11 protein-coding genes, 2 riboswitches and 1 other annotated feature are annotated in these 13,294 nt (G+C 43.0%); of the genes, 8 read left to right on the top strand and 3 right to left on the bottom strand.

What is annotated here, in order from left to right:
* Positions 1–10: 10 nt before the first annotated feature.
* Positions 11–1,105, bottom strand: a complete 1,095-nt coding sequence (gcvT, locus tag EHS13_RS25510) for a glycine cleavage system aminomethyltransferase GcvT (protein WP_155703085.1) — start codon at positions 1,103–1,105, stop codon at positions 11–13.
* A gap of 177 nt (positions 1,106–1,282) precedes the next feature.
* Positions 1,283–1,374: riboswitch (glycine riboswitch) on the bottom strand.
* A 3-nt stretch (positions 1,375–1,377) separates the two neighbouring features.
* A riboswitch (glycine riboswitch) is annotated at positions 1,378–1,482 on the bottom strand.
* A gap of 198 nt (positions 1,483–1,680) precedes the next feature.
* Here gcvT and gcvH point away from each other — a divergent pair.
* The 8 genes from gcvH (at position 1,681) to EHS13_RS25470 (ending at position 10,578) form a co-directional block, all read left to right on the top strand.
* Positions 1,681–2,070: a glycine cleavage system protein GcvH gene (gcvH, locus tag EHS13_RS25505; protein WP_155703084.1), complete on the top strand. Its 390-nt coding sequence runs from the start codon at positions 1,681–1,683 to the stop codon at positions 2,068–2,070.
* Positions 2,071–2,109: 39 nt separating this feature from the next.
* Positions 2,110–2,988, top strand: a complete 879-nt coding sequence (lipA, locus tag EHS13_RS25500) for a lipoyl synthase (protein ID WP_155703083.1) — start codon at positions 2,110–2,112, stop codon at positions 2,986–2,988.
* Between the two features lie 17 nt (positions 2,989–3,005).
* On the top strand, positions 3,006–4,427 hold the full coding sequence (lpdA, locus tag EHS13_RS25495) for a dihydrolipoyl dehydrogenase (RefSeq protein ID WP_155703082.1): 1,422 nt from the start codon (positions 3,006–3,008) through the stop codon (positions 4,425–4,427).
* A 99-nt stretch (positions 4,428–4,526) separates the two neighbouring features.
* Positions 4,527–4,850, top strand: coding sequence for an ArsR/SmtB family transcription factor (locus tag EHS13_RS25490; protein WP_155705505.1), 324 nt, complete (start codon positions 4,527–4,529; stop codon positions 4,848–4,850).
* An 87-nt stretch (positions 4,851–4,937) separates the two neighbouring features.
* Positions 4,938–5,203, top strand: a binding site (T-box leader).
* 62 nt (positions 5,204–5,265) lie between these two features.
* Positions 5,266–6,300: a phenylalanine--tRNA ligase subunit alpha gene (gene pheS / locus EHS13_RS25485; protein ID WP_155703081.1), complete on the top strand. Its 1,035-nt coding sequence runs from the start codon at positions 5,266–5,268 to the stop codon at positions 6,298–6,300.
* A gap of 20 nt (positions 6,301–6,320) precedes the next feature.
* Entirely contained in the window at positions 6,321–8,780 is a 2,460-nt protein-coding gene (gene pheT / locus EHS13_RS25480; RefSeq protein WP_155703080.1) for a phenylalanine--tRNA ligase subunit beta, read from the top strand.
* 65 nt (positions 8,781–8,845) lie between these two features.
* A complete protein-coding gene (zapA, locus tag EHS13_RS25475) occupies positions 8,846–9,586 on the top strand; it encodes a cell division protein ZapA (RefSeq protein WP_155703079.1) in 741 nt (246 codons plus the stop codon).
* A 122-nt stretch (positions 9,587–9,708) separates the two neighbouring features.
* Positions 9,709–10,578 (top strand): MBL fold metallo-hydrolase, encoded by an 870-nt coding sequence (locus EHS13_RS25470; protein WP_155703078.1) that lies wholly within the window; start codon positions 9,709–9,711, stop codon positions 10,576–10,578.
* On the opposite strand, the gene EHS13_RS25465 is transcribed toward EHS13_RS25470, so the two are convergent.
* Together EHS13_RS25465 and EHS13_RS25460 are read right to left on the bottom strand one after the other, a co-directional pair.
* Positions 10,545–11,837 (bottom strand): glycosyltransferase family 39 protein, encoded by a 1,293-nt coding sequence (locus EHS13_RS25465; protein ID WP_155703077.1) that lies wholly within the window; start codon positions 11,835–11,837, stop codon positions 10,545–10,547. The genes EHS13_RS25470 and EHS13_RS25465 overlap by 34 nt on opposite strands.
* Positions 11,830–13,098, bottom strand: a complete 1,269-nt coding sequence (locus tag EHS13_RS25460) for an ArnT family glycosyltransferase (RefSeq protein WP_155703076.1) — start codon at positions 13,096–13,098, stop codon at positions 11,830–11,832. Before EHS13_RS25460 ends, EHS13_RS25465 begins: the two co-directional genes overlap by 8 nt.
* Between the last annotated feature and the right edge of the window lie 196 nt (positions 13,099–13,294).

The following is a 13,294-nucleotide window of genomic DNA, read 5'->3' as shown; positions in this document are numbered from 1 at the left end:
AATCCCCCTTTTATTTGATTCTCTTGTAAAATGGTGTTTTAACTACTTTAGCTAAGAGTTTTTTACCGCGAATTTCAACATGGAGTTCAGCTCCCAGTGTTGCATAAGAAGCATCAATGAGAGCTAAGCCAACGCTTGTTTTGTAGGTAGGTGATTGTGTGCCAGTCGTGATCTCGCCAATTAGCTGCTCACCAGCATAAACGGGGTAGTGCGGACGCGGAATCCCGCGATCAATCATTTCTACACCTACAAGCTTGCGAGGTATCCCGGCTGTTTTCTGTGCGGCCAATGCATCCCGCCCAATGAAGTCACCTTTATCCAGCTTGACGAAAAAGCCAACGCCGGCTTCCAACGGCGTAATCGTAGAAGAAAGCTCTTGCCCATATAACGGCAAGCGTGCTTCAAACCGCAGCGTATCGCGCGCGCCTAGCCCTGTGGGAATCAATCCCTCGGCCTGCCCTTCGGCAAGCAGAATTTCCCACAGCCCTGGAGCGTCCTCGCTACGTACATAAAGCTCAAACCCGTCCTCGCCCGTATAACCTGTGCGAGAAACCAAAGCATTCACTTCGCCGACAGTAACATCCGGCAAGAAGTGATAGCTCGGGATACTGCTGAGATCCGCAGCAGTCAACCGTTGCAGGATCTGGATGGCTAATGGCCCCTGCAGGGCAAGCAGCGCAGTTTCATCCGAGATATTCTCAAGTAAAACATCACCAGATACGTGCTGCTCCAGCCATTCCATATCCTTGTCAATATTGGAAGCATTGATAACCAGCATATAGTGGTCGTCAGCAAGCTTATAAACTAATAAATCATCTACAACCCCGCCATCTGGATAACACATTAAGCTATACTGGGCTTGGTTAATGGCTAACTGTGATACATCATTAGTCGTCAAATGCTGTATGAAAGCTAATGCACCGCTGCCAGTAACTCGAACCTCTCCCATATGTGCTACGTCAAACAATCCAGCTTGCATGCGGACTGCGTCATGCTCTTTTTGAATACTGGAGAAATGCACGGGTAAATCCCAGCCGCCAAAATCAATCGTTTTCGCTCCATACTTAGCATAAAGTGGATAAAGTGGTGTTTGCTTTAAAGTCATCTTCGAATCTCCTCGCTAAGCTTGGTTTAAAGTTATTTTTTTCGTACGCATCCAAATTTACTCATAAACACAAAAATTGTGTATATCGAGCCTAAAAGTCGGCATAGCCGTTTATCTTTACATACCCGAACAAACAAAAACAGAGCAAAAAAAGACGTAATAGCTACGTTTTTTTTGCTCTGTCCATTTACCTGAGAGTTGTCTGAAAACCGTATAAACGGTTAAAAGTTGCCCCTTGGGTGTCTCGCTGATGCGAAATCTCTCCAGAGTTGCGTCCAGCAAAGGTCCTTTTGCCTGAGAGATTCACATTGCTGCTTACTCCTTCGGCGTTGCGTAATACAAAAAAATGTACCCGCAATCTCTCCCTAAACCATCATTCGCGTGATATGTTTTTATTTGGCATATAGGTCCATTATTCGCGACTATCCTTTCCTTTGTCAACTTTTTTTTGAAAAGTCCTGTCTGGATAACGATTTATTCGCGTTTCTTTTTGTGGGTTGCTTTACGTACATGAATTGAGCATAATGTAGTTAAAATATGGAGGGCAGCCCCCTCAGTCAAAGTGAGGCACAAGTATGAGTGAAATTGTAGCAAATCTTTTGTATAGTAAAGAGCATGAATGGATTAAGGTTTTGGATGAGAAACGTATTCTTGTCGGGATTACAGATTTTGCACAAGCGCAATTAGGCGATATCGTTTTTATTGAGCTTCCAGAAATCTCAAGTGATGTTACTGCAGATGAAAGCATGGGCAGCGTTGAGTCCGTTAAAGCCGTTTCAGATATATATTCACCTGTTAGCGGGAAGATTGTGCTTATTAATAAAGCGTTAGAAGCTAATCCAGAGCTAGTGAATCTGGAGCCTTATACAACAGGCTGGATAGCAGAGATCGAAATCAGTGGTCCAGATGCCCTAGAAGGTCTGTTAACAGCTGCCGAATATGAAAGCTTAATTGGTGAAGCATAACTTTCAAGATACAGAAGCAAGCCTTAAGGAGTGAATCGGATGATCGAAACAGAAGTGGGACGAAAGCCGGAATGGTTAAAGATAAAAATTCAGACCAATGATCAAGTCAATGAGCTGAAATCCATGATGCGGGAACGCAAGCTGAATTCCGTATGTGAAGAAGCCAAATGCCCCAATATACACGAGTGCTGGAGCAATCGAACGGCAACCTTCATGATCTTGGGCAAAATATGTACAAGAGCCTGCCGTTTTTGTGCCGTTACAACAGGTTTACCTAATGAGCTGGATCTAGAAGAACCAGGGCATGTCGCGCAATCTGTATTGGATATGGGGCTTAAGCATGTTGTAATTACTTCTGTGGCAAGAGATGATTTAGCAGACGAGGGTTCATCTGTTTTTGCCCAAACCATTCGTGCTGTGCGGGAGTTAAATCCTTTTACGGGTATTGAAGTTCTGATACCGGATTTTGGCGGCAGAAAAGAGCTGCTGCAAATTGTTTTAGAGGCAAAACCAGATATTCTTAACCATAACATGGAAACAGTAGCTCGTTTATCAGATCAAGTTAGAGCGAAGGCGAAATATCCGCGTTCCCTACAGTTATTGCGAAATGCTAAAGAAATCATCCCGGGACAAAAAACCAAATCAGGCATCATGCTGGGATTAGGTGAAACCATAGACGAAATCCGCCAAACTATGCTTGATTTACGCGAGGTGGATTGCAATATTCTGACAGTGGGCCAGTATTTACAACCAACGAAGAAGCATTTGCCAATTCGCAAATATTACACGCCAGATGAATTTAAAGCGATTAAAGTGGAGGGTATGGCGATGGGCTTTTCCCATGTCGAATCCGGTCCTATGGTACGGAGCTCTTATCATGCACACGAGCAAGTGAAGCAAGCAGAGATGCACCAGTAAAAAGTGAGGTTTAAACCATGACTAAAAGTTACGATATAGTCGTTTTAGGTGGCGGCATTGGTGGGTATACAGCCGCAATTCGAGCGGCACAGCTAGGTAAATCAGTGGCGATTGTCGAAAAAGGCAAGCTAGGCGGTACTTGTCTTCATAGCGGATGTATACCAAGCAAAGCCTTGCTGCGCAGCGCTGAGGTCTTTTCAACGATGCTGCATAGTGAGGATTACGGGATTGAAGCATCTAATGTGAGCTTGAACTTCTTCAAAGTGCAGGAGCGCAAACAAAAAATTGTTGATCAACTGCACAAAGGCGTTCAATACTTGATGAAAAAGAACAAAATAGATGTGATTGAAGGTATAGGGCGGATTATTGGTCCATCGATTTTTTCACCAAAAAGTGGAGCGATTGCTGTTGAATTAGCTAATGGGGAAATTGAGACACTGCTTTCAGAAAACCTAATTATCGCGACAGGCTCTAGACCACGGACATTACCTGGTTTAGAGATCGATGGCAAGTATATTATGACCAGTGATGAAGCGCTTCAGCTAGAAACGCTGCCTAAATCCATTTTAATTATTGGCGGCGGTGTTATAGGTTTGGAGTGGGCATCACTGCTTAATGATTTTGGCGTGGAAGTTACCGTGATCGAATATGAGTCGCGTTTAGTGCCGTTAGAGGATGAAGAAATCTCTAAGGAGCTGGAACGTATCTTCAAAAAGCGCAAAATTAAGGTCATCACTAGTGCAAAAGTTCTCGCAGATTCTGTGAAAATTATCGATGAAAAAGTTCAGCTGCAAGCTGAGCTCAAGGGTGAACCTGTTCAATATGAAGCTGAGAAAGTATTAGTTTCAGTAGGAAGATTAGCGAATATTGAGAATATTGGCTTGGAAAGCACGGATATTAAACTCGAACGCGGAGTCATTCGTGTTAATACGATGATGCAAACCTCGGAATCTCATATTTATGCTGTAGGTGATGTAATAGGCGGCTTACAATTAGCGCATGCTGCAGGACATGAGGGAATAACTGCTGCTGAGCATATTGCTGGGCTGCACCCACATGCTAATGCTGCACATTTAACGCCAAGATGTATTTATTCTCGTCCCGAAATTGCTTCAGTAGGCTGGACGGAGAAGCAAGCTCGCGAACGTGGACACGAAGTTAAAATCGGTAAATTTAATTTTAAAGCGATTGGAAAAGCACTAGTTTATGGCGATACAGATGGATTTGTCAAAGTAATTGCTGATCAGAAAACTAATGATATACTTGGTGTGCATATGATAGGGCCGCATGTAACGGATTTCATATCCGAAGCAGCTCTAGCCCATGTATTGGAGGCAACTCCTTGGGAGGTTGGCCAAACAATACATCCACATCCAACTTTGTCGGAAGCTCTTGGTGAAGCTATGCTTGCGGTGGACGGTAAAGCAATTGGCATGTAAGCAATTATAGGATACTAGCGCTCTTTTGAAGCTTTGATGCTTTAAAAGGGTGTTTTCTTTAAATTAATAAGTTTTTAAAGGAGGTAGGAAAGGGTGATTTTGACCGAAAATAAGCCTATACGGGATGTTTATGATGCCATTGCAGATCCAACTCGGCGCGAATTGATTCGTCTTTTAGCAGGTGTCGAAGAATTGCCGCTCTATGAATTGACGGTGCAGTTTCAAATGGGGCGTACAGCGGTTTCCAAACACTTGTCTATCCTTAAAGAATCTGGTTTAGTAACGGACCGCAAAGTTGGCAGGGAAACACGCTATCAGTTTAATGCAGCACCACTTAAAGAAATTCAAGATTGGGTAGCTTTTTACGGATCGTTCTGGAAAGAAAAAATGATGCTTTTAGATGATTTATTAAAAGAGGACTAACATTGAAATTGGATGCCTGTGAACGCAACTATCCCTTCATGCTTGCATCCCATACAGCTTTTGCATATAATACCTTTAATAATACAATAAAATGCAAAGACGGAGAAAAGTAACCAGTGCCTCTAGAACAGGGAGGAGACGCCTAAGATTGAGAGCGTCTCTACAGAAACAGGCTGGCGAAGTTCACTCCTGAGCAGTCCCTTGAACGATTTTGTCATTAGAGGGTATCGGAATACGAGCCGTTATTTCGTGAATGAAGTGAGGAGAAGTAACGACGAACACAATGCTTAGGCAGGGTGAAGAAGCGGAAATTCTCTTAACAAGGGTGGTACCGCGAAGCTTTCGTCCCTTTTTTAGGGGGAGATAGGCTTTTTTTGTTGTTTATAAAGATCAATTTATTATGGGGGCGAAGATCATGAAAGCACGTTTAGAAGCATTAAAGCTAGAAGCGCTTGGCGAGCTAGAGCAAGTTACTGACATGCAGCAATTGAATGAATTAAAGATTAAATACTTGGGTAAAAAAGGGCCATTAACGGAAGTCCTGCGGGGAATGGGTGCATTAAGTGCAGAAGAACGTCCATTGATCGGACAGGTAGCTAATGATGTTCGAGCAGCAATTGCTGAGGTTATGGAATCCAAACAGCTGCAATATGAGCAGGCTGAAACAGCAAAAAGGCTGGAGCTGGAGACCATTGATGTCACATTGCCTGGGAAATCAACTAATCTAGGTGCGATTCATCCACTTAGCAAGGTTATTCAAGAGGTTGAGGATATTTTTATCGGCATGGGCTATACGGTCGAAGAAGGACCTGAGGTTGAGCAGGATTATTATAATTTTGAGGCGCTTAATTTGCCTAAGGATCACCCTGCGCGGGACATGCAGGATTCCTTCTACGTAACAGAGGATATCTTGATGCGGACACATACTTCACCTGTGCAAGTACGGACGATGGAACGGCTGCAAGGCGCAGTACCTGTTAAGATTATTTGTCCAGGCAAGGTATACCGTCGTGATGATGACGATGCTACCCACTCTCACGTGTTTACGCAAATTGAAGGCTTGGTTATTGATAAACATGTGCGGATGAGTGATTTGAAAGGGACTTTGCTGCAATTTGTGCAGGAAATGTTCGGAGCCCAAACTGAAATTCGGTTACGCCCTAGCTTTTTCCCGTTTACGGAACCAAGTGCAGAAGTGGATGTAACCTGTGTGATCTGTGGCGGAAGCGGCTGCAGGGTTTGTAAGCAAACAGGGTGGCTTGAAATTCTTGGTTCAGGGATGGTTCACCCGCGTGTACTTGAAATGGCCGGCTATGACCCGAAGATTTACAGTGGTTTTGCTTTTGGTATGGGCGTGGAACGAATTGCGATGTTGAAATATGGTGTGGACGATATTCGTCATTTCTATACGAATGATTTACGATTCTTGAAGCAATTTGCCCAAAACTAAGCGAGAGGAGAGCGACTAAAATGAAGGTTTCATATCAATGGTTATCTGAATATGTAGATTTGACTGGATATACCGCTTCGGAATTGGCGGAAAAATTAAATCGCAGCGGGATTGAAGTCGATGTGGTTGAAAACCGTAATAAAGGTGTAGATAGTGTAGTAGTGGGGTATGTGGTCTCACGCGAAAAGCACCCGGATGCGGATAAACTTAGTGTCTGTACAATAGATGTTGGGCAAAGCGAAAATCTGCAAATTGTTTGCGGTGCGCCCAATGTAACTGCTGGCCAGAAGGTTCCTGTTGCGCTGGTTGGCGCAAACCTGCCTGACGGACTGCATATCAAGCGGGCTAAGCTCCGCGGGGTTGAATCGCAGGGCATGATATGCTCGGCGAAGGAGCTTGGTTTGAATGACCGACTGCTGCCGAAGGAAATTCAGGAGGGAATATTGGTATTGCCTCCGCATACGCAGGTCGGGGCAAGTGTCTTGGAAGTGCTGGCAATCAATGATGAAGTGATCGAGCTCGACTTGACACCGAATCGCTCGGATTGCTTAAGCATGATTGGAGCGGCGTATGAAATCGCCGCGATTCTTGGCCGCGAGGTAAAGCTGCCGAGCGTTGGTTTGGGCAGTGCGGAAGCAGGAGCCGCTCCTTCGGGAACGAAGGCGGCAGATCGCATCCGCGTCAGCATTAGCGCGCCGGAGCAATGCGCGCATTATTCGGCACGCCTCATCGAAGGCGTGCAAGCCGCTCCATCGCCGCTATGGCTGCAGAATCGCCTCATGGCGGCTGGTGTTCGTCCGATTAACAACATTGTCGATGTAACCAACTATGTCATGCTGGAGTATGGCCAGCCGCTCCACGCATTTGACGCAGATGCTCTCGACAATGGCAGCATCGATGTACGTCTAGCGCGTGCTGGAGAAGTTATCGTCACTTTGGACGATGTCGAACGCACGCTAGAGCCGCACATGCTGCTAATCACGGACGGAACTAAGCCTGTGGCAATTGCTGGAGTGATGGGCGGCGCCAGTTCTCAAGTGACTGCATCGACTGTACGTATTGTATTGGAATCTGCCAAATTTGCCGGCAGCTCCGTTCGCAAAACGTCACGCCAGCTAGGGCTACGCTCAGAGTCAAGCCTTCGCTTCGAAAAAGAGGTCAATGCTGAGAACGTGATCGCTGCATTAGATCGTGCAGCATCGCTGATCGCTCAGCTGACTGGTGGACGCATCGCTGAAGGGATTGTTGAGTCAGTCCAGACACAAGCTGAACCCTTGCAAATAGAGCTTAATTTAACCAAAGTGAATCGTTATTTAGGCACAGCTTTATCTTTAGAAACGGTGCAATCGATTCTGCAACGCTTGCATTTTTCCTTCAGCCAGCAAGGTGAAGAGGATGTACTTGTGCATGTGCCTAGCCGTCGTGGTGATATTACTCGCGATGTAGATTTGATCGAAGAAATTGCCCGTTTATATGGGTATGATCATATCCCAACTACCCTAATGAATGGGGTTACGACTCCAGGATCATTAACCAAAGAGCAGTCAATTCGTCGAATATTACGTCAAGCTCTTACCCAAAATGGATTATTCGAAGTAATCAATTATACCTTTACTCATCCGGATCAAATTCAACAATTTCCGGGGAAATACTCGGCATCAGCTCCAGTAGCTCTGGCCTTGCCAATGAGTGAGGAACGCAGCACATTACGTACTAGCCTAATCCCGCATTTATTGGATACCGCTGTATATAATCGTAATCGGAGTACCTCTGATATTGCTATTTTTGAAATAGGTAAAGTATTCTTGACAGCAGAAAAGCAATTAACAAAGCTGCCAGAAGAGCGATTATTACTCTCGATTCTTATGACAGGCAATGTTAAGTCTAAAAATTGGTCCAGTAAATCTACAAAGGTAGATTTCTATGATTTGAAGGGGATCTTCGAAAAAGTCAGCGGTTATTTTGGCTTAGAGGGAATTGAGTTTGTTGCCTCAGCTCCACATGGTTTTCACCCAGGCAGAACAGCTGAGATTATTATCCAAACACCAGATGGATCTATCAGTCTGGGAACTTTAGGTCAGCTGCACCCAGATTTGCAACGAGCACATGACTTGGATGACACTTATATTATGGAATTGGAATTGGATACTTTAAGTAAATATGTTAGTTCAACGATCCAGTATATCAGCCTTCCCCGCTATCCTGCGATTAGCCGTGATATTGCTGTTGTCGTTTCTACAGAAATTGCTGTCGGAAAATTACAGGCTAAAGTTAAAGAAATTGCGGGTGCATTGTTGGAATCTATACAGGTATTCGACATCTTTACGGGTGAGCGTTTAGGTCAGGGTAAGAAGAGTGTAGCCCTCTCCTTAGTCTATAGACACGCCGAGCATACGCTAACAGATGAGGAAGTAGTTGCCGTGCATAGTCAGGTTGTTGAGGCTTTAGAACATTCTTTTGCAGCAGAATTGAGAAAGTAGCAGGATAAACGACTCTACTTAGCGAATATAGTAGCAATTACGCGGACAAAAGGAGAGGATCCTGTATGAGTGCCGAAGAAAAAACACGAATAACCGTTGATATATTTGGAACCAACTATAAATTGGTTGGCAGATCCAGTGTCAGTTATATGAAAATGGTTGCTTCACATGTTAACGATCAAATGTATCACATTTCCAATGCACTTCCACAACTAGAATCCTCTAAAATAGCTGTCTTAGCTTCTGTTAATATCGCAGATGAGTTTTTTAAGCTGCGCAAGGAAATGGAGCAATTGCAGGGTGAGGGTCAGAAAAGCATAGATTTAGAAGAAAAATATCGCAAATCCGTTCAACAATTTGCCGAGCTTGAGCAAGTGAATAAGAGCTGGCAGGAAAAACAATTAAACGCAGACGAACAAAGTGTTCAGCAGCAAATGGCATTGCAAGGCCTACAAATGGAGCTGCAAGCTGCACAGCAGCAGCACCAGGCTCAGCAAGAATATTTGCACAATGTAGAGCAACAGTTAATCCAAGCGAAAAACGAGCAAATTCGACAACGTGAAGCTTCAGAGGAGCATCAACAGCAGCTTACCTCTTCGGAGCTTGCAGAGCAGCAAAGATTGCAAGAAGAGAATGCAGAGCTAAGGAATGAACTCGAGCAAGAAAGAGCACGATATTCAAACCAGCAATCGGATGATCAGGATCTGGTTCAGGAGCATAAAAAGCTTACCGTTGAATATGAGAAGCTGAAAAAAGAGTATAACGAATGGATCCAGCTAGTTATGGAGAAAGAGGATCCGAGTTAGATAGTAATAATTAGAAATTTAAATTAATAATGGGGTTGTCTCAGCTAATGAGATTAACCCCATTAATATGTCTACAGTCTCTTATATAAACAGCGTGAACTACAAAAAGGAGGTTATGAAAAATGGAGTTGAATATGAAAACAGGTCGCTCAGGCAGCAGTTTAATTGTAGAAATGAATCGTACGGTAGTTCCACCAGGTATGCTAGCCATTTGGTTTTTAGGACAAGAAAGTGTGGTAATCAAGGGAGGGGATACCATTGTTTATGTAGATCCTTTTGTCTCTGATTATTTGGAGGTTCAATTCGGGGCCGTTCGCGCATTCCCTGCTCCATTCTCACCCCTGGATATAACGAATGCCGAGTTTTGTCTAATTACTCATGAACATGAGGATCATTTGGATCCGGGGACACTAAGCATCATGAGTCAGGAAAGTCCACAAACGACATATCTAGCGCCTGCTTTTTGCAGAAACAAGCTCATAGATTTAGGGATAAACACGCAGCAAATTATCGATGCTCGCACAGGAGAATGGTGGGGCCAAGGGGATTTGAGAATCAAGCCCATTCCAGCGGCTCATGAACAGCTGGAAGAACATCCTGAGCTAGGACATCGTTATGTTGGTTATATTATCGAATTAAATGGGGTAACACTTTATCACGCAGGAGATACAACCATTTATCCAGGAATGATCGAGCTCCTGAAAGCAGAAGCTATCGATCTGGGCATGCTGCCTATAAATGGTCGAGATGCATTCCGTAATGCTAAAGGGTTAGTTGGAAACATGAATTATCGTGAAGCGGGAGAATTAGCCTTTGCAGTTGGCTTTGATACTGTTATCCCATTACATTATGATGTTTTTGCTGCAAATTCGGAGAAGCCGGGTTATTTTGTCGATTACTTGTATGAGCATTATCCGGAGCAAAAATTCCATGTCATGGCGCGTTTCGAACGTTTTATTTATGCTTCTCCACGCGCTTGCCTTAGTGATTGATGCAGATTTCTTCTTGTTTTATAATTTGAAAAAAGTCTTTCACCGCAAAAAGCTGCAAAAATAAGCAGAATAAAGTGATTGGGATACCCATATCGGTCAAAGGTAACAAACGGCAAATAAATTAGCGTGAAATAGGAGAAAGCGAGCAGAATGACTAGCTTTTTCGCTTTTTTCTGAATAAAGCTTAGCACGATACCCATAATAGCCATAAAAAACATGATGATCTGAAAAGTAATCATAACTGGATAATGGATACCCAAAATAGGCTTCCAGTAAAATGGAGCAATATACAATAAAGCTGTTTTAATTACAGTATGCCAAGCGAGATATTTCAAAGGTTCATGAGTCAAGCCATAATAAAGGATCCGCTTTGCGGTTACAACTTTGGCTTCTTCGGAACCGAGAAGTATATTTTTTGGCGTATATTGAGGGTATTGGACAAAAAATCCATCGGATGGCAGTTTATCAAATATTAGAGCACCCTGCAAAAAGGGGCTTCCCGCTGAATTAGTAAACGGAATCCACTTGCCGAAGCTCTCATAATTCCTCACCCACCATGGCGTTAAAAGTAGACAAAAGGTTACAATAATCACCATCGTAAAGCTAATCATTTGCTTCCAAGAATATTTGTGCATGAACCAAGGTATTGCAAAAACGATTGGATAAAGCACCGCTTGCGGTTTAAAATAACAAGCCATTGCTAAAAAAACAGCGACAATAATGTAGTAGCGAAGCTGACGTTTTTCAATGGCAACTATCGTAAAAGTTAGCAGCAGCATGAAAATTGTTTTAAACCATGCCTCTGAGAGGATCACTCCTGCTGTAAAATAATCGGGCAAGTAAAAACAACTGATCGCACAAACAATCATGGCAATTCGGCTGTTAAGCACGTAACGTGCAAGCACGAACAACAAGAAAATAGAGCCTGACTGTAGAGTGGCTTGGAGAACGCGATAGGCCATAACAGCGGTATCGTTTTGCCCAAAAATCAGCATTAGACCCGAGAGGATTAGCGGAACACCTGGCATGATGAATGCAGTAGGCTTCGTTCCGCTGTTGTAGGCAAGTGTATGGTAATTGAGCAATATTTTGGCGCTGTTGACGTACTTGACATCATCATTATTCAGCTTCTCATAAGTCCCCAGTAAAAAGTGATCCCCGTAAAAAAGTACAATGCTTAAGCTTGCAACAAATACAAAGGCCATCATTATCGCCAACCAAAGCTTTGTCCTCCGGCTTTCTTCCAGCATACTAAACATCAGCTGTCACCTTTCTGCCAGGTAATAGTTGATAAACAAAGTACAGCAGATAAGCGATAAAAAGGATGAGAATGAAAACATTGGGATATCCGTAGCGTGAGAAGGTAACGAATGGGAAATAGACTAATGTAAAATAAGTAAAAGAAAGTAATACGAGCAGTGTTTTACCCTGTCTTTTTATCAAACTGAGCACAATCCCCAATGCCCCAACAATTGCTAAATAGTATTGAATTTTATCCATTGCAGCCTTAGTGACACCAAAAATATCCTTCCAATAATAAGGCCATTTATAGAGCGATTTTGGTTTTTCAATTAGATACCATTTTAAATAGGCAACCGGCTCATAGTACAAACCATATAACATAATTCTTTTTGCAGTGATAACTTGATTCTTATCGCCGCCTTGGAATAAGGTTTTGCTCGTATATTGCGGGTATTTTTCGTAAAATCCAGCTGACGGAGGATTGCCATTAATGAAAGCACCCTGCAATAACGGATTGCCAGCAGATTCCGTGAACGTCACCCAGTGACCGAAGGTAACATAATTGCGAATCCACCATGGAGACATCAAGATACAGAAAGTAACAGCGATCACCAGTGTATAAGTAATCATCTGACGCCAAGTATATTTCCTAAGGAGCCAAATAAAAGCAATCACTACCGAGAATAAAATGGTTTGCGGCTTGAAATAACAAGCGAAGGTCAGCAATAAAGCGACGATAAAATAATAACGCAGCTGCTTTTTGTCTAATGCAACAAGCGTAAAACAAATCAGGAGCATAAAAATCGGTTTAAACCAAGACTCGGACAATACAACACCGGAAGAGAAATAATCGGGTAAGTAGAGCGCGCTTAGGACACAAGCAATTAAGGCGACACGGCTGTTAAACACGTAACGGCCTAGACAGAACAATAAATAGATAGAGCCTGTCTGCAGTATCACGTTGACGATGCGATAAGCAATAACTCCACCGTCATGCTGTCCGAAGATCAGCATTAAACCGGAGACAATTAAAGGTACTCCTGGCATAATAAAAGTCGAAGGTTTATGACCGCTGTTATAAGCAAGCACATGCTCATTGATTAAGAGTCTTGCGCTGTTCACATATTTAACATCATCATTATTTAATTTTTCATAAGTCCCTAATAAGAAATGATCTCCATAATAAAGCACAATACCCAAGCTAATAATAAATACAAAAGCCATAATAATAAAAAGCGTGAGTTTGGTTGACCGACTTGTGTTCTGTAGTGTAAACATGCTTCCTCGCCTTCCTAATGAAAATAAAGCTTACCATACCATAATTCACCAAAAATTCAAAATAGAACGAAGCTCTAAGTATATATTGAAGGATATAAAGTCAGTCGCTTTTGACAGTTATCCCCTTCGCTCAGAATCATAAAAATCGAACATGCGTTTGTACAATTCACTAATTATGCTATAATATGGTTATTGA

This window comes from Paenibacillus psychroresistens (genome assembly GCF_009728935.1).
GTDB classification, from domain to species: Bacteria; Bacillota; Bacilli; order Paenibacillales; family NBRC-103111; genus Paenibacillus_AC; species Paenibacillus_AC psychroresistens.
The sequence above is the reverse complement of the archived record's forward strand: the minus strand, read 5'-3'. Positions and strand labels throughout refer to the sequence as shown.